Consider the following 25,699-nt stretch of genomic DNA (forward strand, 5'->3'; position numbering starts at 1 on the left):
CGCTAGGATCGGAGCCACATGCCCTCCCGCAGACCGCCAGTGGATTCGATGGACGTCAACCTTTCCGGCAAAGAAATGCAGTCTTTGTTCGATGAACTCCCTGAAGTGGTGTTCTTCATCAAGGACCAGGAGGGACGTTACACGCACTGCAACCTGACCCTGGTGCGACGCCTCGGCCGCAAGCAGCGCAGCGACGTGATCGGCAGAACCGCGCTTGAGCTCTTCCCGCTTCCCCTCGGTGGCAGCTACACCATCCAGGACCGCCGCGTGCTGTGCGGCGAAGTCATCGACAACCAACTGGAAGTGCATCTGTATCCCAACCGCATGCCGGGCTGGTGCCTGACATTCAAACGTCCGTTGTGCCAGAACGACGAGGTCTCCGGCGTCATCGGTGTCTCACGCGATCTCGGCCAGCCCGACAACAAGCACTCGGCGTTCGAGCGGTTGAACAAGGTGCTGGAACACATGCAGAACCATTACGACGAACAGCTGCGCGTGCAGTCACTGGCCAATCTCGCCGAGCTGTCCGTTGCGCAGCTGGAGCGCCACTTCCGGCGCGTCTTCCAGGTGACGCCGCAGCAACTGCTCACGAAACTGCGGATCGAAGCGGCGATGCGCCTGCTGCATGGCGATGAGAGCATCGCCAGCATCGGGCAGCAATGCGGTTTTGCGGATCAAAGCGCATTTGCACGGCAGTTCAAGGCGACGGTAGGGATGTCGCCGCGGGATTATCGGGGGATCAAGGGGCAGTTGTAGGGAGCGCTTTCAGACGAGACCGCGGAGTATGTCCAGACGGTTGGCTGACGCGTCCGCTGCCATGAGATTCGGGATGGTTTCTGGCGTTCGCCGAGGACGAGAGAGAAATGACACCGGCCATTCCGTTACACGACGTTTGCGCACCCCCCCTGATATGCGCACGGGCATTGTCTTCTTCACCAACACGTCAGCAGCTGAGACCGAGAAGGCGTACGTCGCTATTCTCAAAGCGCTGTTTGAGCATGCAGAGGCACTTCGTCAGGGGCACCACGAGCAAGGCGTTGCGCTCGATCTGAATGACTCACGCACCGTCAACGCGACAGTGGCATCCTGCATGTTCGTGCGGGAGAAAAACGATGCGAGTAACGGGAAATTCCATAGCAGCAAGTGCTGTCACGCTGAAGGTCGGCGTGGTGTTCTGGGTGCTGGTGGCCTGGCGGACACCCGGGGGCGAGCCTTGGGACGCGGCTGCATTCTGGACCGTCGTCTATCCCATCGCATTGGCCATTGCCGCAGTGCTAGGCGCCTGTTTCCCCCGGAAGGCGTGGCTATGGGGACTGTTGCTCATGGCGCTGCAGGTGCCGGTGGTGGCCGTGATGTCGGGCGTTGGCCCGTTGCTGCTGGCCGGGCTGGTATATGCACTGGTCCTCGCGGTGCCTGCGATGGCCATCGCGGCAGCGGCGGGCGCGCTGCGTCGCCGCCTGCATGGGAGGGTGTGAGACGCTCAGCGCTTCGCCGGCTGCCACCCTGCGCGCATGGCATCCGCAGGGCTGCAGAACATGCGCTCGCCGCGGCTCAAGTCGATGCTCGTGCGTTCGTAGTCCCGCTGGCCTGGCACGTGGTAGATCTTCCTGCCTTCGCGGGAGATGTTGCCCTTGATTCGACATCCTCCCGGCGCCGGCGGCGAGGCCACCGGGGATTGTCGTGCCGTCTGCTCACGCTTGCTGCGACGATAGTCAGCTGGCATCTGGAACGGCCCTTGCCAGAGATTCCGCTGGTGCTGGCGCGCGTCGGCTTCGTCTGGGATGAATGCCGTCGCGTACTGGCGATACGCGACCGCCCAACCGGCGCGCACCATCAGCCGATTGACCGACTGCCCTTGAATAAAGCACTCCGCCACCACCCGGCCGTAGCGGTCCGTGTCCTTGGGCTGGCAACGAACGGTTTTGTCCACCACATACGCGTCCAGCGCAGCAGCGGACCGTCGGCCACAGGGCCATGGACGTCCGTCGTTGGCGGTGCATTGCTGGGCGCTTTCCGGCGCGTCGATGCCCCACAGGCGAATGCGCTGCTTCGCCACGGTGAGCGTGTCACCGTCCGTGACCGTCGCGCGGCCGACCAGCTCTGCTGCCACACCAGGAACCGAAGCCAACACCAAAAACAACACCACCAGACCTTTCAACACCATCAACAACGACATCCTCTAAGCGCATGCCCGGGTGCGAGCGCCAGTTCAACGGGGTGCGACACTCTAGCGGAAGTGGTGGACTGTCGGCTAACTATGAAACGCCCGACCTGCCGACAACGTCGGCGAGCTCACCCTGACCCGGAACGCGATGAGCAGGCTGGCGAGAAGCATCACCGCCGCGGCAACGATGAGGACTGCAATGATGCCCCCGAGTCCGAACACCAGGCCGCCCAAGGCGGCTCCCGCTGCGATGGAGGACTGCACCGCTGCGACCACCATCCCGCCGGCACTCTCGGCCTGATCCGGTACCGCACGCGCGACCCAGCTCGACCAGGCAACCGGCACGCCACCAAAGGCCAGGCCCCAGAGCGCGACCAGCATTGAAAGCCCGCCAACGCCCACCGGCAACAGGAGCATGCCGAGCGCGGCTGCGCCAACCAAGGCAGGCATGATCACCAACGTGGCTTTCAGACTACGCTCCATGAGCCAGCCCGCCAGGAGTGTGCCGACAAAGTTCGCCACACCGAATCCGAGCAGAATCAGCGCGAGGCCATCAGCGCTCATCTGCCCCAGACTCTCCAGCGTGGGGCGGATGTACGTAAAGAGCGAGTACTGACCGGTATGCGCCAGAACGCAGCCCAGCATTCCGACCGCAATGCCTGGCCGGCGCAACAGGCCCACCACCGACTCTGGCAGCGCCGCCTTGCGTGGCGCCATTCGGGGCAGCGTGAACCACTGGAACACAAACGTGAGTCCCCCTACCGCCGTCGCTGCCCAGAAGGCGCTGCGCCAGCCCAGCAGCCCGCCGAGGTAGCTCCCCAAAGGAACCGACACCACCGTGCCGACCGCAATGCCACTGAAGATGATGGACAGCGCGCGAGGCACCCGCTGTGGCGGTACCAACCGCATGGCCACGGCCGCTGCCATGCTCCAGAAACCGCCCAGCGCGACGCCAAGAAGGACGCGCATCACCAAGAGGACGCCCATGCTGGAAGACAACGCCACCAAAGCGTTGGAGAGGATCATCAGACCCGTGAAACTCAGCAGCACCAGGCGCCTGTCGATCGAGCGGGTCAGGCGAGGTATCACCAGGCCGGCGAACAGGGCGACTACGGCGGTGACCGTCACTGCTTGACCGGCCAGCGCCTCCGACACCCCCAGGTCCGCCGCCATCGGCGTCAACAGGCTGGCAGGCAGATATTCCGCCGTGAGCAGCCCAAAGACCCCCATGGCCAGCGAAAACACCGCCACCCATGCCGATGAAGACCGCTCCCCGCTCTCCCTGGCCACAGAATCAGGCGCGTTCGCGGCGTCAACTACGTTATTGCTCATCACAGATCCCAGTGCATTCGTGCAGCCGAGAGTCTAGGGAGGCAGATCAGGATGATCTATGATTGTCCAACCTATATTTTTGATCGAAACCCCGGACCGTCGTAATGAGCCAGGTTCCACCCCAGCCCACCGACCTGATCAGCGAGCTGCTCACCGGCATGCGACTGCATGGCGTCCAGTACCGACGCATCCAGACCGGGCCGACCTTTGGACTTGGATTTCCCCCGAAGCCAGGCCATGCCTACTTCCATTACCTGGCAGTGGGCAGTGCGATCCTTCGAGGCGCGGACGGCAGCAAACACCGTCTATCCGCCGGGGACGTCGTGCTTGTTCCCCGTGGAGAAGGCCACGCGTTGCTGTCGGACGAGGGCCACCCCGTCCAGTGCCTGGAAACGATAGTCGCAGCTCCACTGGGTGAGGCAGTGAGCGGGATAGACACATGCCCGAGCACACATGCCGTGCCAAGCGCAGTGCTTTTCCACGGATGCATGCTGTTCGATCTGGGTGGCATGCAAGGGTTGAGCAAGTTGATGCCGGCCGTGATGTTGGCCGATGGCAACGCCACTGCGTTCCCTGGGCTGTTGCCGATGGTCGACGCGATGAAGCGCGAGGTGTGCTCCGGACGCATTGGCTATGCAGGCATACTCGCCCGGCTGGCGGATGCCGTCGCGGCCATGATCGTGCGTGACTGGGTCGAGCGCGGTTGCGAGGGCGCATCCGGCCTTGTCATGGCCATGCGCGACCCTCGCCTATCGCTGTCGTTGCTTGCCCTGCACAGGGACCCCGGGCGTGACTGGACCGTCGAAGCGCTGGCTGCAGAGTCGAACATCTCACGTTCTGTCTTTGCGGACCGGTTCCAGACCGTCATTGGAACCGCGCCTCTGCGATACGTGACTGAGCTGCGTATGCAATTGGCGAGTCAGTGGCTGACCCAACAAAGCCTATCGATCGAGGTAGTGGCAGAGCGTCTTGGGTACGCGTCGCAGGCTGCCTTTAGTCGCGCGTACAAGCGCGTCATGGGGCACTCTCCTGGCGCGACTCGGCGGGGGCGTGCCTTGGCCTCTCGGTAGGAGCGCCGCCAGCCCTGCCTTCGAACAATCGCCCCGCGCATCGCGGCTCATCGCCGATGCGCCATCGGTGCTTGGCCCGACTTGAGCGTGGGGACCCGCAGACCGAGGTCGACCGCTGCTGCTGATCATGCTTCACGCACACAGACGGCAGTCGGGCACCATGGCTTCGCCTGAGCGGAAGCCACGGGATGCAGTTAGCTGAAGCTGCTCATTGTGAGGGCCCAAGCCGCGCTGTAGTCAAAGGGTACCCCGCGAGTTAAATCGTGATTGGCGGAGAGAGTGGGATTCGAACCCACGGAAGGAATGACCCTTCGCCGGTTTTCAAGACCGGTGCCTTAAACCGCTCGGCCATCTCTCCGTATCGGTAACGCTTTACGCGCCCCGCGTGCCCAGGTCATTGCAACCCAGGCAACCGGTCGGGGACAGCGCCCCATCCGGCATGGCTCCCCGGCATTGGCCGGGGGTCGCATTCTCGCATTTCAGGTGGGATTTGCCCACCCGCCAGCGATCGGGCTCACCCCGCATCCACCGCCAACGCCCCCAAGGCACTGGCCTTGATCTTCTCCTTGGCCCGCTCGCATGCCCCACCGCAATCCAGGCGCGAGGCCTCCAGCTGCGGCGGCAGGTGTTCGGCCAGGAAGTCGATGAACACGCGCACCGCCGGCAGCAGGCCGCGGCGGGAGGCGAACACGGCGTGGCAGATGCCCTGCGGCAACGACCAGTCCGGCAGGACGACTTCCAGTTCGCCGTTACGCACGGCGTCGGCACAGACGGTCTCCGGCAGCATGGTGATGCCGAAGCCGTCCTTGACCATGCTCTGCAGCAGCGGGAAATCGAAGCCGGCCACGCGCGGCTGCAGGTCCACGCGGCGGACCGCGCCTTCGGGGCCGTGCAGCTCCCAGCGCTGGCGGGCTTCGTCTTCGCTGATGCTCAGGGTGACGTGATTGGTCAGCTCGTCCGGGTCTTTCGGGCGGCCGGCGCGGTCGAGGTATTTCGGACTGGCAACCAACAGTTCCTGCACCTGGCCGAAGCTGCGCATCACCAGGCTGCCATCGTCATCCAGGCGCGAGCGCACACGCAGGGCGACGTCGTAGCCTTCGTTGATGATGTCCACGCGCCGGTTGCTGATGTTCAGCTGCAGCCGCACCTTGGGGTACTGCGCCAGGAAGATCGGCAGCAGCTTGGGCAGCTGCATCTGCGCCAGCGAGACCGGCACGCTGGCGCGCACCAGGCCGCGCGGCTCGGCGCTGAGGCGATCCACCACCTCACGCGCGGCCTGGGCCTCGGCGAGCATGGTCTGCGCGTGGCGATGCACGCTGGTGCCGACGTCGGTCACCGCGAAGCGGCGCGTGGAGCGCTGCAGCAGGCGGACGCCCAGGTCGGTTTCCAGCTGGCTGATACGGCGGCTCAGGCGGGATTTGGGGATGCCGAGCGCGCGTTCCGCTGCGGCGAAGCCACCATGATCCACCACCATGGCGAAATAGTAGAGGTCGTTGAGGTCTTGCATACCGAAGTTCCAGATATAGAACAATACGTGGTATTCAACCACCTTTATTCCAATCAAGCAACAACCTAACCTGTTCTTCGTCGGCGGCGCCTTGCCCCGCCCCTCCCCAGATAACAGGTGATTGCCATGAAGCTTCTTCACATCGACGCCAGTGTGCTTGGCGACAACTCGGTTTCCCGCCAGCTCTCCGCCGCCGTGGTCCAGCAGTGGCGCGACCAGGTGCCGGGCCTGGAAGTGAGCTACCGCGACCTCGACGCCCAGCCCGTGGCCCATCTGCGCAGCTCGTCCCTGGCCCAGTCCGACCAGGCGGAAGTGGCCGACGCCGAACAGGTGCTGGCACAGTTCCTGGCCGCCGACGTGGTGGTCATCGGCTCCCCAATGTACAACTTCAGCGTCGCCTCCACCCTCAAGGCGTGGATCGACCGCCTGGCCGTGGCCGGGCGCACCTTCAAGTACACCGAGAATGGCCCGGTGGGCCTGGCCGGCGGCAAGCGTGTGATCGTGGCCAGCAGCCGCGGCGGCCTGCATACCGGCGCACCGACCGACTTCCAGGATCCGTACCTGCGCCAGGTGTTCGCCTTCTTCGGCATCGACAACGTCGAGTTCGTGCGCGCCGAGGGCATTGCCTATTCGCCGCAGCACCGCACCGACGCGATTGCGCAGGCCCTGGCCGCACTCCCGCAGCCGGAAGCACTCGCTGCGGCCTGAGCCGCCGCGACCCACACCGTTCCCTCCCCCTCGTCGTGACGGTGTGGATGTGGCACTGATGGCCCCTTTCGGGGCCATCTTTTTTTCAACGCCCCGCCTTACTGAAGCGCACAGTCCCGCGTGACCGGTGAGCCCAGCACCATGCCATTGCCCATGCAGGCCACAATCAAGGCGTCGCCCTTGCTGAGCCCTGCCGCCTCGTCTTTGGAGAGGCCGGAAATCGTGACCTGCTCGATAGGTCCGGCTTTCAGGTGGACCTGCGGTTGATCCAGCAGATCCGTCTGGATCATCGCTACTTCGCCGGCGATCAGCAGTGGCTTGCCCTTGTAGAGCACGTCCGCCGCGACCTCATTGGCCTGGTAGTCCAGATACAGCTGGCGCGCCGCAACTTCGACGGCAGCGGCCTGCGCAGTGGCGGTTTCGGTTGCGCTGTCCGGGTCAGCACGGATCTCGGCAGATGGCTGGCTCATCGCTCCGATGGCGCCTGCGAAGACCACGACCCCCACGAAGTACACCAGCGGCGACACGATCAACGACAGCAGAAGCTGGACAATTCCCTTGCCTGCGCCTCCCTTGGCCATCGCAACGACCGCAAGAATGAAGGCCACCAGATTGAGTGGCCAGCCAACAACGATGCCCAGCCCAGGGAACGGGATCAGGAAGCACAACCAGGCGATGCCCAGCATCAGCCATGCGGCGATTCCGGCGGGATTGGAGGATGGGAGGGGTGCGGCCGCTTTGTTCACGGGGCGTCCTGTAGGAAGTGGATATCAGCGCTCAGCCTGTCTGCTCTGTGGCGCCGGAAATGGGCACCGATCACATCTCATCCTGCCGACCTTGCCGCTCGCCTGACCCGTGCTGGCGCCATGCCGCGTCGTCCACGCGGCGGTTGTTGGAGATCGCGTCGCGCGCTACGCGTCACGACTGGTCACTTCGCCTACATCGCATCGCTGCAATATCCGACATGCGTGAGCGCTTTCCGGGAAGCCATTCAACTGACGCGTTCAGCCCTACGGCGTTCGATGCATGACCGGTAAGCTGAGCCCTTTGTAGACGGACCCATCCACATGGACTACCGCGTCACCGAAGCACACCGAAGTGAGTTCCCGCACCCGATCACCCTGCACCCCGGCGACACACTGCAGGTCGGCGAGCGTTATCAAGGGCCCGAAGGGTGGGACAACTGGTATCTGTGCCAGACGCCCGGGCAGGAAGCCGGCTGGGTGCCCGCACAGGTGATCCGCAGGAACACCCAGGGCGACACCGTGGCAGCCGAGGCGTACTGCGCGCGCGAGCTGGATGTGGACGTGGGCCAACACGTGCGGGGGGAGCGCGTGCTCAATGGCTGGCTGTGGTGCGAGGTGGTGGGCGGTGATACGTCTGGTTGGGTGCCGTTGGGCGTGTTGACGCCGATGACGCCCCGGTAGAGCCACCCCATGGGTGGCTGCCGTACCGGTCATGCATAACCTGCAGCCACCCATGGGGTGGCTCTACCGGGCGCCAACAAAAAACCCGCCTTCCGGCGGGTTTTCTCATACGGTCACAGCGCTGGATCAACCGATGATCTCGACACCGCCCATGTAGGGCTTGAGCGCATCCGGCACGGTGATGCTGCCGTCGGCGTTCTGGTAGTTCTCCATCACCGCGATCATCGCGCGGCCAACCGCCACGCCGGAGCCGTTGAGCGTGTGCAGCAGTTCGGGCTTGCTGGTTTCCGGGTTGCGCCAGCGGGCCTGCATGCGGCGCGCCTGGAAATCCCCGCAGTTCGAGCACGAGGAAATCTCGCGGTAGGTGTCCTGCGAGGGCAGCCACACTTCCAGGTCGTAGGTCTTGATCGCCGAGAAACCCATGTCGCCGGTGCACAGCAGCACCTTGCGATACGGCAGGCCGAGCTTTTCCAGCACCACTTCCGCGCAGCGGGTCATGCGCTGGTGTTCTTCATCGCTCTGCGCCGGGGTGCACGCGGCGACCAGTTCCACCTTCTCGAACTGATGCTGCCGGATCATGCCGCGCACGTCGCGGCCACCGCTGCCGGCTTCGGCACGGAAGCACAGCGAATGGGCGGTCATGCGCAGCGGCAGCTGCTCGGCGTCGATGATCTCATCGCGCACGATGTTGGTCAGCGGCACTTCCGAGGTCGGGATCAGGTAGCGCGTGGAATCGCCCACGGCGGTCTTGAACAGGTCGTCCTCGAACTTCGGCAGCTGGCTGGTACCACGCAGCGACTCGGCATTGACCAGCGCCGGCACATTGGTTTCTTCATAGCCATGCTCGCCGGTGTGCAGGTCGAGCATGAACTGCGCCAGCGCACGGTGCAGGCGCGCGATCGGGCCACGCAACACGGTGAAACGCGAGCCGGACAGCTTGGCGGCGGTCTCACCATCCAGCCAGCGGTTGCGGGCGCCCAGCTCGACGTGGTCAAGCACCGGGAAATCGAACGCGCGCGGGGTGCCCCAGCGCTTCTGTTCGACATTCTCGGATTCATCCTTGCCGGCCGGCACATTCTCGGCCGGCAGGTTCGGGATGCCCAGCGCGATCGCTTCGATCTTCTCGCGCAGCTCATCCAGGGCCACTTCCGAGGCCTTCAGCTCATCGGCGAACGCGGCCACCTCGGCCATGATCGCCGAGACATCTTCGCCCTTGGCCTTGGCTTGGCCGATGGCCTTGGAACGACTGTTGCGCAGGCTCTGCAGCTCCTGCGTGCGCACCTGGATACGCTTGCGATCGGCTTCCAGCGACTCCAGCCCGGAGACATCCAGCTCGAAGCCGCGCGAGGAGCGCAGGCGTTCGGCAAGGTCGGCGGGCTGTTGGCGGAGCAGGGCTGGATCGAGCATGGCGGCAGAGGGGTCTACGGATTCGGAGGGGGATTATCGCCTGTTATGCGTTTTTCTGCCGCCGGTTCATCCCGGGCGTGGCAGAATCGCGGTGATCCATACGGTATGCCCCATGTCTGCTTCCCGCTCGACTTCTGGCAAGAACATCACCTTCCACCTGCCCCGCCGCAGCCTCGTGATCGCCGCGATCGCCTTCGGCGTGGGCCTGCTGCTGTTCCTGGTGGTATGGCTGAGCAGCCGCAACAACGACTTCTACAAGGCCGACCCGGCCGCGCAGACCCCCGCCCAGGTGGCCGAGGTGGTACCGCTGCCCGAGCCGTTGGCTGCTGCCGCCGGCTCCAGCGACATGCCCGACGCCAAGGCCCCGCCAGCCAACGAGGAAAAGCCGCAGCTGGTCGAGACGGCCCCGCCGCCACCGCCGGCCGCCCCGGCGGCACCTGCCGCACCGGCTACCCCCACCGCGATGGCGCCGAGCGACCGCCCGCAGCCGATCGCCGACCAGTCGCCGCCGCCGAATTACCCGCCGGCCGCCTTGCGCCGCGGTGACAGTGGGACGGTAGTGGTGCGCGTGGACGTGGACGCCACTGGCTATCCCTCGGCCGTGACGTTGATCCAGCGCAGCGGTTCACGCGATCTTGACCGCGCGGCGTCCGATGCGGTGCGTCGCTGGCGTTTCCAGCCGGCGCAGAACAACGGTGTGCCAGTGCCTGGCAGCTTGGAAGTGCCGTTCGACTTCACGCCGCAGTGATTCCTCGCCGCCGCGTGCGGCGATTGTGCAACGGCTCAGCAAACTGAACCTCGATGGGAATGCAGTCGTCGCGTTGACGTTGCGCTGACACATCCACAACCGGTCACGGGCAAGACTGCGAGTGTCACATCGACACCAGGAGTCAGCCATGAGTGTTACCCATGCCCCGGACATGCCCCATTCGCCGCAGCATCAGCGCGACGTGATCGATGACCCCCCCCATCGCCGCACCTCGCCCTGGTTGTGGGTGGCGTTGATCGTGGCGATGTTCGCCGCCGCGCTGGTCTGGCTGCGCTATGCCACCCCGGGCGATACGAATGACGCGCCGGTGGGCCAGCGCATGTTGCCGGCCACCGAGACCGCCTCCGTGGCGACCGCGCCTGCCCCGGCTGCGCGACAGGCGGCACCGGCCGCCGAGCAGCGCAAGGCGACGCCGGCCATGCGCAACCGTGAGGCCCGCCCGCTGGCGAGCAATGCCAAGCCGGCCTACCCCCGCACCGCGCTGCGCAGCGGCGTGCAGGGCAGCGTGGTGGCCAGCCTCAACGTGGATACCCGTGGCCAGGTGACCGATGCCAGCATCGTGCAGCGCACCGGTACGCGTGACCGCGATCTGGATCGCGCCGTGCTGACCACCGTGCGCGACTGGAAGTTCGAGCCGGCCATGAACAATGGCCGTGCCGTGGCCAGCGTGGTGCGCGTTCCGGTGGATTTCCGTACCGAGCGCTAAGGTGATGCGCTGACGCGTGAACGAAAAGGGAGGCCAATGGCCTCCCTTTTTTTGCGTCGCATTTTTTTGTGCCGCAAGGAGCCGGACCGAACCCGCCGCTACCTCAGCCGGCGCGAAGCCCGAAACCCGCACCGGTCGCCAGGCCATCGAAGTCCGGGAAGGACGTCGCCACATTGGCGATGTCGTTTACCCGCACCTCGCCGCTGCTGAGCTGGCCGGCAATCGCGAAGGCCATCGCGATGCGGTGATCGCCGTGGCTCTCGATGGTGCCGCTGCCAAGCACGGCGCCGCCGTGGATCGTCGCGCCGTCATCGGTCTCATCCACCTGCACGCCCAGGGTGCGCAGCCCGGCTGCCATCGCAGCCAGACGATCCGATTCCTTGACCCGCAGTTCGGCCGCACCGCGCACCACGGTGTGGCCCTGCGCCGCAGCCGCCGCGACGAACAAGGCCGGGAACTCGTCGATCATGTCCGGCACCAGCACTTCGGGAATCTCGGCACCGTGTAGCGGTGCGTAGCGCACCACCAGATCGGCCACCGCTTCCCCACCCTGCTCGGCATGGTTTTCTTCGGTGATGTCCGCGCCCATCAGGCGCAGCGCCGCCAGCAGCCCGGTACGGCGCGGGTTGAGGCCCACCGCACGCAGGCGCAGCTCGGAACCTGGAATCACGCTCGCCGCCACCAGGAAGAACGCCGCCGAGGAGAAATCGGCCGGCACCACGATATCGGTCGGGCGCAGGCGCTGGCCGCCACGCAGGCGTGCCTTGCCCGGCGAAAACTCGATATCCACGCCGAATGCGCGCAGCATGCGTTCGCTGTAATCGCGGGTCGGGTGCGGCTCGGTGACAGACGTTTCGCCATCGGCATACAGACCGGCCAGCAGCACGGCGGATTTGACCTGCGCGCTGGCCACCGGCGAGGCGAACGCGATGCCGTGCAGCGCCTGGCCGCCATGCACGCGCAGCGGCGGCGTGCCATCGGCCTCGGTATCGATCTTCGCGCCCATCTCGGCCAGCGGCCCGGTCACGCGGCGCATCGGGCGGCGCGACAGCGATTCATCGCCGACCATCACCGAGTCAAACGGTTGTGCAGCCAGCAGCCCGGCCAGCAGACGCATGCCGGTGCCGGCATTGCCGCAATCCAGCGGGGCGCCCGGTGCCTTCAGGCCATCCACGCCGACGCCGTGCACGATGCGCTGCGAGGGCGACGGCGTTTCAATGCGCACGCCCATCTGCGAAAAGATCGCGGCGGTAGCGCGCGTGTCTTCGCCCTCCAGGAAGCCATCGATACGCGACACGCCATCGGCCAGCGCGGCAAACATCACCGAGCGGTGCGAGACGGACTTGTCGCCGGGAATGGTCAGGCTGCCCTGCAGGGGCTGGCCCTTGTGGGCGATCCAGTACGGAGAAGCGGTCATCGGAAATCCTATGGGGCGGGCCGCCGCGGCGGCGATGCAACGGTGTGCGGGAGGGGCCGCAGTGCCCACACGGGCGCCGGGCCGGGCGTAGCGCGCGAGGCGGCTACGCCGTTCGGATCAGGGCACGGCGACCGGATAGGAGCCGAGGATCTTGATCTGCGCCGAGTGGGCTTTCAGTTCGGCCAGGGCCGCCTGCATCGCGTCGTCCTCGACATGGCCGGCCAGATCGATGAAGAAGCCGTACTCCCACTTGGCGTTGTGCGAGGGCCGCGACTCGATCCGGTTCATGCTGATGCCATGCCGCGCGAACGGGCTGAGCACGTCGAACAGCGCACCGGGCTTGTCGTGGATGAACACGAGCACCGAGGTACGGTCATGGCCGGAGGTCGGGAAGATGTTGCGGCCGATGACCAGGAAACGCGTGGTGTTGTCCGCGTCGTTCTGGATCGGCTTGGTCACGACCTTCTTCAGGCCGTACACATGCCCGGCGCTCTCGCCACCGATCGCGGCGGCGTCATCGGCATTGCGCGCGCGGCGCGCACCTTCGGCATTGCTGGAGACCGGCACCTTCTCGGCCTTGGGCAGATTGGCACGCAGCCACGAGGAGGTCTGCATGAACGACTGCGGGTGGCCGTAGACACGCTCGACATCCTCCAGCCGGCCACTGCGCGACATCAGGTACTGCTGCACGCGCAGTTCCACTTCGCCGCAGATCTTCAGGTTGGAGGTCAGGAACATGTCCAGGGTGATCTGGATGGTGCCCTGCCCCGAGTTCTCCACCGGCACCACGCCGAAATCGGCGTTGCCCGCTTCCACTTCCTGGAACACTTCTTCGATGCTGGCCAGCGGCAGGCCCAGCGCGGAGCGGCCGAAATGCTTGAGCACCGCCTGCTGGCTGAAGGTGCCTTCCGGACCGAGGTAGCCGATCTTCAGCGGCTCCTGCTGGGCCAGGCAGGCCGACATGATTTCGCGATAGACGTGGACCAGCACTTCATCGCTGAGCGGGCCTTCGTTGCGGTCCACCACCATGCGCAGCACCTGCGCTTCGCGCTCGGGGCGGTAGTAATCCACGGCGGCAGCGAGCTTGCCCTTGGCCTTGCCGACCTGGTGGGCGAAGTTGGCGCGCTCGGCGATCAGCGCCTGGATGCTGCGGTCGATATGGTCGATCTTGGCGCGCACGTCCGACAGCACGGGCGCGGCAACGGCCGGCGCGGCGCCGCGCTTGGCGGCCTTGGCCTTCTTCGCGGGGGCAGCCCCCTTGGGCGGGGTCGGCGCCGGCTTGGCGGCCTTGGGCTTGGCGGGTTTGGTGGCCATCTGGGTTCCAAATGCAGTGGGGCGGCGAGCGCCCCGGGAAAAACGAATGCGTCAGCCGTTGCGCTGTTGGAAATCGCGCATGAAAGCGGCCAGCGCCTGCGCGCCCTCCACCGGCATGGCGTTGTACAGCGAGGCGCGGATGCCGCCGACCGCCTTGTGACCCTTCAGCGCCAGCAGGCCGGCCGCTTTGGATTCACTGACGAAACGCGTAGTGAGCGTGTCGTCTGGCAGGAAGAACGGGATGTTCATGCGCGAGCGTGCGGCCGGCACGACCTCATTGCGGTAGAAACCGCCGGACTGGTCGATCGCCCCGTAGATCAGGCCCGACTTGACCGCATTGCGGCGCGCGAATTCCTCCACGCCGCCTTCGGCCAGCATCCACTGGAACACCAGCCCGGCCAGGTACCAGTTCCAGGTGGGCGGGGTGTTCAGCATGGAATCGCGGGCGACGTGCGAGCGGTAATCGAAGATGTCCGCGCGCGGCTGACCGCTGCGCTCGAGCAGGTCGCGGCGCACGATCACCACCGACACGCCGACCGGGCCGAGGTTCTTCTGCGCGCCGGCATAGATCAGGCCGTACCTGCTGACATCCAGCGGCTCGCTGGCGATCGAGGAGCTGAAATCGGCGAACAGCGGCACCTCGCCCACGTCCGGGGTGTCACGGAACTCGACCCCGTGGATGGTTTCGTTGGCGGTGATGTGCACGTAGGCCGCGTCATCGGAGAGCTGCCAGCTGGCGCGCGCCGGGATGTCGTGGAAGCCGTTGGCTTCGCTGCTCGCGGCGACGTTGACCGTGACGTAAGGGCTGACCTGCTTGATCGCGGTCTTGCCCCAGTGCCCGGTGAGCACGTAATCGACGGTCTGGCCAGGCTGGGCGAAGTTGAGCGCGAGCAGAGCCTGCTGGGTGGTGGCGCCACCGGCCAGGAACATCACCGCGTAGTCGTCCGGGATGCCGATCAGGCGACGCAGATCGGCCTCGGCCTGGGCGGCGACGGCCATGAACTCCGGGCCGCGGTGGCTCATTTCGACAATGGAGGCGCCCGCGCCGTTCCACTCCAACATCTCTTCCTGCGCCTGGCGCAGGACCGATTCCGGCAACGTTGCAGGGCCGGCACTGAAATTGAACGCGCGCGTCATGTCACACCTATGAGGCAAGACCCCTAGTATGCCGCAGCGCACCAGCCTTTAGGCCTTGCAGGACAAGGCGAATTTGGTTGCAAACGAATCTAATGGCTCACGCGGGACGTGCCAGGTTGCCGGCCAGCGGCCGGCACTACCTCGCCCCGAACCAGAGCAGCCCGCTGAGCGCTGCGGCCAGCAGCAACGCACTGGCCAGCAGCCACGGCCAGCGGCTCACCCGCTTGGGCGCAGCCACCGGTTCCGGGCGCTGACGTGCGTCGAAGCCGTCGTCCTCTTCTTCGATCACGATGCGCTTGCGGCCGTCGTGTGGGACTTCGAGCACGAAGCGATGCTGGGCATCGAAGACCAGCTGATCGCCCGGCTGCAGCCAGCAATGGCGAACGGTGATGCCATTGACCCGCGTCGACTCGCCGGCGCCCAGATCGCGCAGCAGCAGACGCTCGCCGTGCTGCTCCAGGCGGGCGTGCTGTTCGGCGAAGGCAGGGTCGTCGATGACGATGTCCGCCTCCGGCCCCCGCCCGATCACGCGCGGGCGATCCAGGGTGAAGCTGCGCCCGTGGTGCTGGCCGCCGACCCCGCGTAACAGGCGCTGGTCATCGCCGCCATCATCGCTGCGCGGCGGCGCATGGACGACAGCCTCGCAATCGCCCTGCACCACCATCTCCACGCCATCGGCGTAGACAGCGTCACCGGCGCGCAGCAGCGCCATCCGGCGCACCGGGCGGCCGTTGACGTGGATGCCACGGATCCCGTTGGCGACCTGCAGCCACAGGCCACGGTCGTCCAGGCAGAACTGGGCCAGCAACAAGGTGCCGGGCGTGTCATCGCCAAGCCGGACGGTGCCCGATGCATGACGCACGATGCGCTGCACCCCGGGCCGCAGGGGCTGGTCGGGATGTTGGCGTTGAGTAAAGTGAACTAGCAGGTTCTGCACGCGGCGCAGCCTAGCAGGTTGAATGTCAGGGAAGAAGAAGTGTGACGCAGACCTTGGAGTTGTGCCTGAGGATGCGCACAATGCACGCCCAAATCCGCGCCGTTGTCCGCCAGGAGGCTGTATGTCCACCATCGATATCCGTCACGCCCACACCCTGCCCGCCGAAAATGCGCGCAAAGCCATCGAAGAAGTCGCCGCCAAACTGTCTGAACGTTTCGGCCTGGAGTCCAACTGGGTGGGCGATGTGCTGAACTTCAACGGCTCCGGCGTGGATGGCGCGATCGCGCTGCAGCCCGGCCAGGTGCAGGTCACCGCCAAGCTCGGGTTCCTGCTGTCGGCCATGAAGGGCATGGTGGAAAGCGAGATCCAGCGCGTGCTCAAGGAAAAGCTCGGCTGAACCGACGTCCGGCCCGGCGCCACAACGGCGCCGGCCATCACATCACTTGAAGCCGGCGATGCATACGATCCAAGGGTGTCCACCCAAGGGATCGCCCCATGAATGCACCCAACGATTTCGACGATCGCATCCCCGGCGAGAAGCCCTCGCTGCAGGATCAGGCCGAGCGCTTCTCGCGCAAGCTGACCGATTCGGCCCAGCAGATCTGGCTGGCCGGCCTGGGCGCCTTCGGGCGTGCGCAGGCCGAAGGCAGCCGTGTCTTCGACAACCTGGTCAAGGAAGGCGAGAACATCGAGGCCCGCAACCGCGAGCAGACCGGCGATACGCCGCGCTGGCGCGACAATGTCGAAGAACACCTCGGCGAGGCCCGCGAAAAGGCCAGCGGCACCTGGGACAAGGTGGAGAAGGCGTTCGATGATCGGGTCCAGGGCGTGCTCAAGCGCCTGCACATCCCGACCGCCGAGGACGTCGCCGCGCTCAATGCCCGGATCGACGCACTCAACACCCGGGTCAACCGTGCCGAGGCCCGCAATGCCTCGCCGTCAGGTGCGCCGTCCCCGGGCACTCACCAGTCGCCGACCTCCGACGCCTGACCGCCTCCGTCGATTGTTGCAAAGCAGCACAACTTTGTTGACAATCGAAACCGACCCGCCAATCGCTTGCACCGCCGTTTGTTCCCTCCCCTCACGGCTCTGGATTGGCGGGTTTTTTGTGGGCGCTCGATCCGCGGATCGTCCAAAGTGAGACGGCCGTCACCGACGTGACCACCCGACGCACGGCCAGTGCAAAAACGACGCGCCGCAGACGTGCAAAGGCGCATATAAACTGTCTGTCGCACTTCCCTGTTCATATCCCCCTGCATGCTCTCCTGGATTCTGGCCCTGCTGTTGGCCCTCATCGTCTGGTTCCTGGCCACGGCCTACTTGTGGCTGATCAAACGGAAGCAGAAGGAGACCCAGCTTGGCCTGAATGCCTTGGCGGGCATGCACTGGCGCGAGTTTTCCCTGATCGTCCGGCGGGCGATGCACGAGCAACGCGGCCTGCAGGATGTGCCGGAAGAGACCGCCGACAGCCGCGAACCGCGCAGCGATTTCCTGATGCACGACGGTCCGCAGCGCTGGCTGCTCTCCTGCAAGCATGGCCGCGCCTACCGGATCGGCACGGCGGCAGTGAACGAGCTGGGCGCCGCCGCGCGCCTGGCCGGTGCCCGTGGCGGCATCCTGATCACCGAAGGCAAGGTTGAGCGCGACGGTCGCAGCGCTGCTGAAAAGCAGAGCGTCGAGGTTCTCGATGGCCCGCTGCTGTGGCCGTTGCTGAAGCCCTATCTGCCGGGCGACATGGAAGCCCGTGTCGAGGCCGGTGCCCGTGGCGAGGCGCTTCGACGTATCTCGATCGCGGCACTGGGCGCGGCGACGTTGGGCCTGATGGTCGGGCTGGGCTCGCTGACCGCCGGGCTGGAAAAGGAATGGGCCAACGACGAAACCGCGGCGGCCGCGCCTGCCGTCGCCACATCTGCCGCCACGGAAGCACGCGCCACGGCCGACGCACCGCCCACTGCGGCTGCGACGCCAGCCCCGGTAGCCACTGGGACCGCTGAAAATCGCGCTGCCGATGCCCCCCTGTCTGCAATGGAAGCGAACCCGGACAACGCCACGCTGGACCGCTATCAGCAGGAATTGTCGCGCAAGGTCGCCACCCACCCCGGCGTGGCCAGTGGCATCTGGCTGACCCGCCAGACGCTGGCGATCAACCGCACCGGCGAAATCGAGGCGATCTGGCCGCTGATCTGCGATGAAGTCACCCGCTACCCGGCGCTGCGCACGGTGCGCATCCAGCTCAACCCGCGCCCGGGCGTGGATGAGCCGGTCCGCTGGCGGCAGTGCACCACGCTGTAAGGCTCAGCGCGCGCCTGGCGAGAACCGGGCAACCAGATCGTAGGCATCGCCCAGGAACATCTGCCGCACGCAGGTGATCGGCTGCTCGCCGCGCCAGGTGAGGCGGTCGATGACCAGGCACGCTGTGCCGGGTTTGACCTGCAGCAGCGTCGCTGCCGCCTCATCCGCGCCCCAGGCACTGATCCGATGCTGAGCGCGCGTCCAGGAGACGTTCTGCAGCAGCCAGCTGCCCGGTGCCGTGGTCTCGAAATCCACCTCCAGCACCTCCGGCACGCCGACCGGGCTGATCAAGCGGTGCTCCAGCGCCAGCGGCCGGCCATCGGCCAGATGCAGGCAGCGGATCGCCAGCAGCTTCTCACTGCCGGACAGCGCGGTTTCTTCGGCCACGTGCTCACGCGGCAGCCGATAGGCGCGCTCCAGCAACTGGTAGCCATACACATGGCCACGCGCCTGCACCGCCATCGCGATGTCGGGAATCTCCAGCGCCACCTGTTCCAGGTGCGGCGGCTGGCGCGCGACAAATGAGCCCGCACGCCGGCGGCGTTCGATCATGCCGCTCTCGGCCAGTGCAGTCAGCACCTTGTTCACGGTCATCCGCGAGCAGCCGTACTGCTCCATCAGTTCGTGTTCGTAGGGGATGCGGAAGCCAGGCTCCCACTGTCCACTGAGGATGCGGCTTTCCAGATCAGCACGGATGCGCTGATTGAGGGTTGCTGCTTTCTTGCCCGTCACTCTGGATTCCTGCATGGGAGGGTCGGATCAGACCCTCAACAACGGTCGAAGTGCCGCGGCGAACCGTGCGGCCACCGCCTCGCGTTGCGGGTGGCGACCATCACGGACCAACTGGCGCCCTTGGCGCCACACCGATCGCACGGCGCCATTACGTGCGGCGAACACCCAGCTGTCAAGCAAGGCATCGCCGTCGCGGGCGATCAGCGCCGGGTGGTCCGGATCGAGTTCGACGAGATCGGCCGGTGCACCTGCCTGCAGCCCGGTGGCCACGCCCAGGGCCTGCGCAGCACCGTTCAACGACTGTTCGTACAGCCAGCGGCCGGTGGACTGCCCATCGCCCGGAGCCAGCACGTTGCGCCCGCGCAGCTGCAGGCGCTGGCCGTACTCGAGCAGGCGCAGCTCTTCGGCCGCGTCGATCAGCACGTTGGAATCCGAGCCCACGCCGAACCGGCCGCCGGCACGCGCGAAGGCCTGCATCGGGAACAGACCATCGCCCAGGTTCGCCTCGGTGATCGGGCACAGCCCGGCCACCGCACGGCTGGCGACGATCTGCTGCATCTCCACCTCAGTGATGTGGGTGGCATGCACCAGGCACCAGCGCGCATCCACCGGCGCGTGTTCGTACAGCCACTGCACCGGCCGCATGCCGCTCCAGGCGACGCAGGCATCGACCTCGCGGGTCTGCTCGGCGATGTGGATGTGGACGGGCCCGGTGTTGAGCGGCAGCAACGCCGCCAGTTCCTCGCCGGTCACCGCGCGCAGGCTGTGCGGGGCAAAGCCGAGCACCGCATCGTCCTGGTCCTGCAGCGCGCGCGTGCAGCCCTGCAGCAGTTCCGCAAAGCCGTCGACATCGTGGATCAGCCGCCGCTGGGCCGGATTCGGCGCGGCGCCGCCGAAATCGGCATGCGCGTAGAACACCGGCAACAGGGTCAGGCCGATGCCACTGGAGTGGGCAGCGGCCGCGATACGTTCGGCCATTTCGGCGCGATTGGCATAGGGAGCACCGTCCGGGCCGTGGTGCAGATAATGGAACTCGCCGACCCGGGTGAAGCCGGATTCCAGCATTTCCACATAGGCCTGCTCAGCGATCGCCTGCATGGCTTCGGGCTGCAGATGCGCCAGGAAGCGGTACATCAGCTCGCGCCAGCTCCAGAAGCTGTCGCCGCTGTTGCCGCCGATCTCGGTGAGCCCGGCCATGCCGCGCTGGAAGGCGTGGCTGTGCAGGTTGCCCAGGCCCGGCAGCGCGATCGCCAGCGCGGTATCGCCCGGCTCGGCCGACACACCCTCGGTCACCTCGAGGAGCGTGCCGCCCTGGCTGAGGATGCGCACATCGCGCGCCCAGCCATGTGGCAGCAGTGCATGAGCGGCGTGGAAACGAAGGATCGGTGCGGGGGTGGCTGGCATCACTGGACATCCCGGAAGAGGCGCCTATATTGTATAGACATATACACCGATGTGGTTGCTGCCATGCACTGTGACACCCTCTGGTACCACGCCAACCTGATCACCGTCGACGGCCCGGGCCTGGGCGTGATCGAGAATGGCGTGATCGCCGCGACCGATGGGCGCATCATGCATGTCGGTGCGGCCGGTTCTGCCGATCACCTGCAGCCCGCCCAGCGCATCGACTGCGCCGGGCGCTGGATCAGCCCCGGTCTGATCGACTGCCACACCCACCTGGTCTATGCCGGCAACCGTGCCGGCGAGTTCGAGCAGCGCCTGCAGGGCGTGAGCTATGCCGACATCGCCCGCGCCGGCGGCGGCATCGTCTCCACCGTGCGCGCCACCCGCGCCGCCAGCGAGGCCGACCTGCTCGCCGCCAGCCTGCCCCGGCTGGATGCCATGCTGGCCGAAGGCATCACCACGCTCGAAATCAAATCCGGTTACGGGTTGACCCTGGCCGACGAGACCAAGCAGCTGACGGTCGCGCGCGAACTGGGCCGCCAGCGCGCGGTCGAGATCGTGCCGACCTTCCTGGGCGCGCATGCGATCCCGCCGGGCCGCGAAGCGCAGGAGTACATCGACGAGGTCTGCAAGGTCATGATTCCTGCCGTCGCGGCGGCCGGGCTGGTCGAGGCGGTGGACGTGTTCTGCGAGAACATCGCCTTCAGCGCCGCACAGGCCGAGCAGGTCTTCGTTGCCGCGCAGCAACACGGGCTGGCGATCAAGATCCATGCCGAGCAGCTCAGCAACCAGCACGGTGCCGCCCTGGCGGCACGTCACGGCGCACTGTCGGCCGACCATATCGAACACCTCGACGCCGACGGCATCGCCGCCATGCGCAGCGCCGGCACCGTGGCCGTGCTCCTGCCGGGCGCGTTCTATTTCACCCGCGATACCACCCTGCCCCCGATCGCCGACCTGCGCGCCGCCGGCGTACCGCTGGCGCTGGCCACCGATTCCAATCCCGGCACGTCGCCGCTGACCAGCCCGCTGCTGGCAATGAACATGGCCGCCACCCTGTTCCGCATGACGGTGGCGGAGTGCATCGCCGGCTTCACCCGTGAAGCGGCACGCGCCCTTGGTCGGCAGGACCGGATCGGCCGGCTCGCCGTCGGCTTGGACTGCAATCTCGCCCTGTGGGACATCGAGGCGCCTGCCGACCTCGTCTACCGCATGGGCTTCAACCCCCTGCACGGCCGCGTGATGCGCGGCCAACCCGTCTGAATCTAGTGATGTCTGGAGATTTCATGAGCACTACCCTGACCCTGCACCCCGGCGCCGTCACGCTGGCGCAATGGCGCGCGATCCATGACGGCGCGCGGGTGCGGCTGGACCCGGCCTCGGCCGAGGCGGTGCTGCGCAGTGCGCAGACCGTGGCCGACATCGTCGCCAAGGGCGCGCCGGTGTACGGCATCAACACCGGCTTCGGCAAGCTGGCCAGCGTGCGCATCGAGCGTGACGACCTGGAAACCCTGCAGCGCAATATCGTGCTCTCGCATGCCGCCGGCGTGGGCGAGCCGATGCCTGCACCGGTAGTGCGCCTGATGATGGCGTTGAAGCTGGCCAGCCTCGCCCAGGGCGCCTCGGGCATCCGCCCGCAGACGCTGGCGCTGCTGGAAGCCTTCCTGCAGCACGACTTCATTCCGGTGATTCCATGCCAGGGCTCGGTCGGTGCCTCCGGCGATCTGGCTCCGCTCTCGCACCTGGCCAGCGTGATGATCGGCGTCGGCGAAGCCTTCGTGGCGGGCGAGCGCCTGCCGGCGGCCGAGGCGCTGGCCAAGGTCGGCCTGGCCCCGCTGGTGCTGGGCGCGAAGGAAGGCCTGGCCCTGCTCAACGGCACCCAGTACTCCACCGCCTATGCACTGGCCGGTCTGTTCGCGATCGACACCGTGTTCCGCGCGGCACTGGTCACCGGCGCGCTGTCGGTGGAAGCGGCCAAGGGCTCGGACACCCCGTTCGACCCGCGCATCCACAGCATCCGTGGCCAGCGCGGGCAGATCGCCACCGCTGCCGCGCTGCGCACCCTGATGCAGGGCTCGGCGATCCGCGAATCGCACCGCGACAACGACGTGCGCGTGCAGGATCCGTACTGCCTGCGCTGTCAGCCGCAGGTAATGGGCGCCGCGTTCGACGTGATGCGCCAGGCCGCCACCACGCTGGCGATCGAAGCCAACGGCGTGTCCGACAATCCGCTGGTATTCACCGATACCAACGAGGCGCTGAGCGGTGGCAACTTCCACGCCGAGCCGGTCGCTTTCGCGGCGGACATGCTGGCGATGGCCGTGTGCGAGATCGGCTCGATCAGCGAGCGCCGCACCGCGATGCTGGTCGATCCGGCCCTGTCCGGGCTGCCGGCCTTCCTCACCCCGAAGCCCGGCCTCAATTCCGGCTTCATGATTCCGCAGGTCACCGCCGCGGCGCTGGTCTCGGAGAACAAGCAGCGCGCCTACCCGGCCAGCGTCGACTCGATCCCGACCTCGGCCAACCAGGAAGACCACGTCTCGATGGCCGCACACGGTGCGCGCCGCCTGATGGCGATGGCCGAGAACGCCGCCAACGTGATCGGCATCGAGCTGCTCGCCGCTGCACAGGGCTGCGATTTCCATGCCCCGCTGCGCTCCAGCGATGCACTGGAAGCCGTACGCCAGCGCCTGCGCGCGCAGGTACCGACGCTGGAAGACGACCGTTACTTCCACCCGGACATGGTGGCCGCGACCGACCTGGTGCGCAGTGGCGTGCTGGCTGAGGGGCTGGCCGACATCCTGCCGCCGTTGGAGCCGCTGGCATGACGACCCAACCGGATTGGCTGCAGATCCACCGCGGCGATGTGCCGTTGATCGTCAGCTTCCCGCACACGGGCACCGAGTTGCCCGATGCACTGGCCGCGCAGTTCGTGTCGCCGTGGCTGGCACGCCGCGACGCCGATTGGTGGGTGCATGAGCTGTACGGCTTCGCGCAGCAGATGGGCGCCACCACGGTGCGCACCGCGGTGTCGCGCTCGGTCATCGACGTCAACCGCGACCCCAGCGGCACTTCGCTGTACCCGGGCCAGAACACCACCGGCCTGTGCCCGCTGACCACCTTCGACAACCAGCCGCTGTACTGCGATGGCCACGGCCCGGACGAGGCGGAGATCGCGCGCCGCCGCGATACCTGGTTCGCGCCCTACCACGACGCCCTCGCCGCGGAGATCGCGCGCCTGCGTGCCCTGCACGGCACCGTGGTGGTGTATGACGCGCACTCGATCCGCTCGCACATCCCGCACCTGTTCGATGGCCAGCTGCCGCAGTTCAACCTCGGTACCAACGGCGATACCACCTGCGACAACGCCCTGACCGATGTGGTCGACAACCTGTGTGCGATGAGCGGCATGAGCCATGTGCGCAACGGCCGCTTCAAGGGCGGCTACATCACCCGCCATTACAGCGACATCCCCGGCGGCGTGCACACGCTGCAGATGGAGCTGGCCTGCCGCGGCTACGTGCACGAGCCCGAGGCCGTGGATGAGCACAGCTGGCCCACGCCATTGGATCCCGATCACGCCGCCCCGCTGCGCGCCACGCTGCAGCAGGTGCTCGATGCCTGTCTCGACTTCGCTACGTCCCGGAGTGCTGCATGACCCGTCTCGATTCCACCCGCACCATCCTTGCCCCGACCGGCACCACACTCACCTGCAAGAGCTGGCTGACCGAAGCCCCGCTGCGCATGCTGATGAACAACCTGCACCCGGACGTGGCCGAGCGCCCGCAGGAGCTGGTGGTCTACGGCGGCATCGGCCGCGCCGCGCGCGACTGGGAGAGCTACGACAAGATCATCGAGACGCTGCAGCGGCTGGAGGATGACCAGACCCTGCTGGTGCAGTCCGGCAAGCCGGTCGGCGTGTTCCGCACCCACGTCGATGCCCCGCGCGTGCTGATCGCCAACTCCAACCTGGTGCCGCGCTGGGCCAACTGGGACCACTTCAACGAGCTCGACAAGAAGGGCCTGGCGATGTACGGCCAGATGACCGCCGGCAGCTGGATCTATATCGGCGCCCAGGGCATCGTGCAGGGCACTTACGAAACGTTCGTGGAGATGGGCCGCCAGCATTACAACGGCAGCCTGGCCGGCAAGTGGCTGTTCACCGGTGGCCTGGGCGGCATGGGCGGCGCGCAGCCACTGGCCGCGGTGATGGCCGGGGCTTCCTGCCTCGCGGTGGAATGCCGCAAGAGCAGCATCGAGATGCGCCTGCGCACCGGGTATCTGGACACCTGGACCGATGACCTCGACGAAGCGCTGCGCCTGATCGAGGCATCCTGCACTGCGAAAAAGCCGCTCTCGGTCGGCCTGCTCGGCAACGTTGCCGACGTGCTCGACGAGCTGCTGATCCGCGGCGTGAAGCCGGACCTGCTGACCGACCAGACTTCCGCGCACGACCCGGTCAACGGTTACCTGCCGCAGGGCTGGACCGTGGAGGAATGGGACGATAAGCGCGTCTCCGCGCCGAAGGAAGTGGAAGCCGCCGCGCGCGCGTCGATGGCCAACCACATCCGCGCCATGCTCGGCTTCCACTCGCTCGGCGTACCGACGGTGGACTACGGCAACAACCTGCGCCAGATGGCGCTGGAAGAAGGCGTGGAAGATGCATTCGACTTCCCCGGCTTCGTACCCGCCTACATCCGCCCGCTGTTCTGCCGCGGCATCGGCCCGTTCCGCTGGGCCGCACTCAGCGGCGATCCGGAGGACATCGCCAAGACCGATGCCAAGGTCAAGGAACTGATCCCGGACAACCCGCACCTGCACCGCTGGCTCGACATGGCCGCCGAGAAGATCAAGTTCCAGGGCCTGCCTGCGCGCATCTGCTGGGTCGGCCTGGGCGATCGTGATCGACTCGGTCTGGCCTTCAACGAGATGGTCGCCAACGGCGAATTGAAGGCGCCGGTGGTGATCGGGCGCGATCATCTGGATTCGGGCAGCGTCGCCTCGCCCAACCGCGAAACCGAGGCCATGCAGGACGGCTCCGATGCCGTCTCCGACTGGCCGCTGCTCAACGCCCTGCTCAACACCGCCAGCGGCGCCACCTGGGTGTCGCTGCATCATGGCGGCGGCGTCGGCATGGGCTTCTCGCAGCATTCGGGCATGGTCATCGTCTGCGATGGCACCGAAGCGGCGGCCAAGCGCATCGCGCGCGTGCTGTGGAACGACCCGGCCACGGGCGTGATGCGGCATGCCGACGCGGGGTATGCGATCGCGGTGGACTGCGCGAAGGAAAAGGGGCTGGATCTGCCTGGGATTCTGGGCTGACTTGGGAAGCCTCGGCCAAGTGCCGGGGCCTTTTCATGGCCGGGGGTGACTTCC

Annotated in this window: 25 protein-coding genes and 1 tRNA gene; 14 read left to right on the plus strand and 12 right to left on the minus strand. The window is 66.6% G+C overall.

Translation table 11 applies throughout. The features are described from left to right. Positions 1-39: 39 nt before the first annotated feature. Positions 40-756 (plus strand): AraC family transcriptional regulator, encoded by a 717-nt coding sequence (locus tag EDF74_RS08325; protein ID WP_123729609.1) that lies wholly within the window; start codon positions 40-42, stop codon positions 754-756. A gap of 356 nt (positions 757-1,112) precedes the next feature. Beyond that, the gene (locus EDF74_RS18100) at positions 1,113-1,475 is read left to right on the plus strand and encodes a hypothetical protein (protein ID WP_148045929.1); all 363 of its coding nucleotides are present in this window, start codon (positions 1,113-1,115) and stop codon (positions 1,473-1,475) included. Positions 1,476-1,480: 5 nt separating this feature from the next. Here EDF74_RS18100 and EDF74_RS08335 read toward each other — a convergent pair whose 3' ends face one another. Together EDF74_RS08335 and EDF74_RS08340 are read right to left on the minus strand one after the other, a co-directional pair. Next, positions 1,481-2,176 carry a thermonuclease family protein gene (locus EDF74_RS08335; protein ID WP_184997140.1) on the minus strand — a complete coding sequence of 232 codons (696 nt, stop codon included), beginning with the start codon at positions 2,174-2,176 and terminating at the stop codon, positions 1,481-1,483. A 75-nt stretch (positions 2,177-2,251) separates the two neighbouring features. Continuing rightward, positions 2,252-3,496 (minus strand): MFS transporter, encoded by a 1,245-nt coding sequence (locus EDF74_RS08340; RefSeq protein WP_123729610.1) that lies wholly within the window; start codon positions 3,494-3,496, stop codon positions 2,252-2,254. A gap of 104 nt (positions 3,497-3,600) precedes the next feature. Here EDF74_RS08340 and EDF74_RS08345 point away from each other — a divergent pair, with 104 nt between their 5' ends. Next, on the plus strand, positions 3,601-4,566 hold the full coding sequence (locus tag EDF74_RS08345) for an AraC family transcriptional regulator (RefSeq protein ID WP_123729611.1): 966 nt from the start codon (positions 3,601-3,603) through the stop codon (positions 4,564-4,566). Between the two features lie 268 nt (positions 4,567-4,834). On the opposite strand, the gene EDF74_RS08350 is transcribed toward EDF74_RS08345, so the two are convergent. Together EDF74_RS08350 and EDF74_RS08355 are read right to left on the minus strand one after the other, a co-directional pair. After that, positions 4,835-4,924, minus strand: a tRNA-Ser gene (locus tag EDF74_RS08350). Positions 4,925-5,080: 156 nt separating this feature from the next. Further along, a complete protein-coding gene (locus EDF74_RS08355) occupies positions 5,081-6,073 on the minus strand; it encodes a LysR substrate-binding domain-containing protein (protein WP_019184298.1) in 993 nt (330 codons plus the stop codon). A 126-nt stretch (positions 6,074-6,199) separates the two neighbouring features. Between EDF74_RS08355 and EDF74_RS08360 the strand changes: the two genes are divergently transcribed. Next, positions 6,200-6,781, plus strand: coding sequence for an FMN-dependent NADH-azoreductase (locus EDF74_RS08360; protein WP_123729612.1), 582 nt, complete (start codon positions 6,200-6,202; stop codon positions 6,779-6,781). Positions 6,782-6,879: 98 nt separating this feature from the next. Here the strand turns inward: EDF74_RS08360 and EDF74_RS08365 are convergent, their stop codons facing one another. After that, on the minus strand, positions 6,880-7,527 hold the full coding sequence (locus EDF74_RS08365) for an OB-fold protein (protein ID WP_148045930.1): 648 nt from the start codon (positions 7,525-7,527) through the stop codon (positions 6,880-6,882). 321 nt (positions 7,528-7,848) lie between these two features. Here EDF74_RS08365 and EDF74_RS08370 point away from each other — a divergent pair, with 321 nt between their 5' ends. Then, positions 7,849-8,208 (plus strand): SH3 domain-containing protein, encoded by a 360-nt coding sequence (locus EDF74_RS08370; RefSeq protein WP_123729614.1) that lies wholly within the window; start codon positions 7,849-7,851, stop codon positions 8,206-8,208. 126 nt (positions 8,209-8,334) lie between these two features. Here EDF74_RS08370 and serS read toward each other — a convergent pair whose 3' ends face one another. Further along, a complete protein-coding gene (serS, locus tag EDF74_RS08375) occupies positions 8,335-9,615 on the minus strand; it encodes a serine--tRNA ligase (RefSeq protein ID WP_123729615.1) in 1,281 nt (426 codons plus the stop codon). 112 nt (positions 9,616-9,727) lie between these two features. Between serS and EDF74_RS08380 the strand changes: the two genes are divergently transcribed. Beyond that, positions 9,728-10,363, plus strand: a complete 636-nt coding sequence (locus EDF74_RS08380; RefSeq protein ID WP_123729616.1) for an energy transducer TonB — start codon at positions 9,728-9,730, stop codon at positions 10,361-10,363. Positions 10,364-10,511: 148 nt separating this feature from the next. Next, the gene (locus EDF74_RS08385; protein ID WP_123729617.1) at positions 10,512-11,090 is read left to right on the plus strand and encodes an energy transducer TonB; all 579 of its coding nucleotides are present in this window, start codon (positions 10,512-10,514) and stop codon (positions 11,088-11,090) included. A gap of 103 nt (positions 11,091-11,193) precedes the next feature. On the opposite strand, the gene aroA is transcribed toward EDF74_RS08385, so the two are convergent. From aroA to EDF74_RS08405, 4 genes are all read right to left on the minus strand, one after another. Next, positions 11,194-12,507: a 3-phosphoshikimate 1-carboxyvinyltransferase gene (gene aroA, locus EDF74_RS08390; protein ID WP_123729618.1), complete on the minus strand. Its 1,314-nt coding sequence runs from the start codon at positions 12,505-12,507 to the stop codon at positions 11,194-11,196. 117 nt (positions 12,508-12,624) lie between these two features. Beyond that, positions 12,625-13,821 (minus strand): prephenate dehydratase, encoded by a 1,197-nt coding sequence (gene pheA, locus EDF74_RS08395; RefSeq protein ID WP_123729619.1) that lies wholly within the window; start codon positions 13,819-13,821, stop codon positions 12,625-12,627. Positions 13,822-13,872: 51 nt separating this feature from the next. Further along, entirely contained in the window at positions 13,873-14,958 is a 1,086-nt protein-coding gene (gene serC, locus EDF74_RS08400) for a 3-phosphoserine/phosphohydroxythreonine transaminase (protein ID WP_123729620.1), read from the minus strand. Positions 14,959-15,094: 136 nt separating this feature from the next. Next, positions 15,095-15,895 carry an FHA domain-containing protein gene (locus tag EDF74_RS08405; RefSeq protein ID WP_123729621.1) on the minus strand — a complete coding sequence of 267 codons (801 nt, stop codon included), beginning with the start codon at positions 15,893-15,895 and terminating at the stop codon, positions 15,095-15,097. 121 nt (positions 15,896-16,016) lie between these two features. Here EDF74_RS08405 and EDF74_RS08410 point away from each other — a divergent pair, with 121 nt between their 5' ends. From EDF74_RS08410 to EDF74_RS08420, 3 genes are all read left to right on the plus strand, one after another. Then, positions 16,017-16,292, plus strand: coding sequence for a polyhydroxyalkanoic acid system family protein (locus EDF74_RS08410; protein WP_123729622.1), 276 nt, complete (start codon positions 16,017-16,019; stop codon positions 16,290-16,292). Positions 16,293-16,390: 98 nt separating this feature from the next. Further along, the gene (locus EDF74_RS08415; protein WP_123729623.1) at positions 16,391-16,885 is read left to right on the plus strand and encodes a phasin family protein; all 495 of its coding nucleotides are present in this window, start codon (positions 16,391-16,393) and stop codon (positions 16,883-16,885) included. A 267-nt stretch (positions 16,886-17,152) separates the two neighbouring features. Next, entirely contained in the window at positions 17,153-18,187 is a 1,035-nt protein-coding gene (locus EDF74_RS08420; protein WP_123729624.1) for a restriction endonuclease, read from the plus strand. 3 nt (positions 18,188-18,190) lie between these two features. Here EDF74_RS08420 and hutC read toward each other — a convergent pair whose 3' ends face one another. Together hutC and EDF74_RS08430 are read right to left on the minus strand one after the other, a co-directional pair. Beyond that, positions 18,191-18,919 (minus strand): histidine utilization repressor, encoded by a 729-nt coding sequence (gene hutC, locus EDF74_RS08425; RefSeq protein WP_123729625.1) that lies wholly within the window; start codon positions 18,917-18,919, stop codon positions 18,191-18,193. Between the two features lie 27 nt (positions 18,920-18,946). Next, positions 18,947-20,323: a formimidoylglutamate deiminase gene (locus tag EDF74_RS08430; RefSeq protein ID WP_123729626.1), complete on the minus strand. Its 1,377-nt coding sequence runs from the start codon at positions 20,321-20,323 to the stop codon at positions 18,947-18,949. Between the two features lie 63 nt (positions 20,324-20,386). Between EDF74_RS08430 and hutI the strand changes: the two genes are divergently transcribed. The 4 genes from hutI to hutU are packed head-to-tail and all read left to right on the plus strand — an operon-like array spanning position 20,387 to position 25,645. Continuing rightward, the gene (gene hutI, locus EDF74_RS08435) at positions 20,387-21,586 is read left to right on the plus strand and encodes an imidazolonepropionase (protein WP_123729627.1); all 1,200 of its coding nucleotides are present in this window, start codon (positions 20,387-20,389) and stop codon (positions 21,584-21,586) included. Positions 21,587-21,609: 23 nt separating this feature from the next. Further along, positions 21,610-23,151 (plus strand): histidine ammonia-lyase, encoded by a 1,542-nt coding sequence (gene hutH / locus EDF74_RS08440; RefSeq protein WP_123729628.1) that lies wholly within the window; start codon positions 21,610-21,612, stop codon positions 23,149-23,151. Further along, positions 23,148-23,981 carry an N-formylglutamate deformylase gene (hutG, locus tag EDF74_RS08445; protein WP_123729629.1) on the plus strand — a complete coding sequence of 278 codons (834 nt, stop codon included), beginning with the start codon at positions 23,148-23,150 and terminating at the stop codon, positions 23,979-23,981. Before hutH ends, hutG begins: the two co-directional genes overlap by 4 nt. Further along, positions 23,978-25,645 carry a urocanate hydratase gene (gene hutU, locus EDF74_RS08450; RefSeq protein WP_123729630.1) on the plus strand — a complete coding sequence of 556 codons (1,668 nt, stop codon included), beginning with the start codon at positions 23,978-23,980 and terminating at the stop codon, positions 25,643-25,645. Before hutG ends, hutU begins: the two co-directional genes overlap by 4 nt. Positions 25,646-25,699: the final 54 nt, after the last annotated feature.

The sequence above is a fragment of the Stenotrophomonas rhizophila genome (assembly GCF_003751305.1).
GTDB lineage: Bacteria > Pseudomonadota > Gammaproteobacteria > Xanthomonadales > Xanthomonadaceae > Stenotrophomonas > Stenotrophomonas rhizophila_B.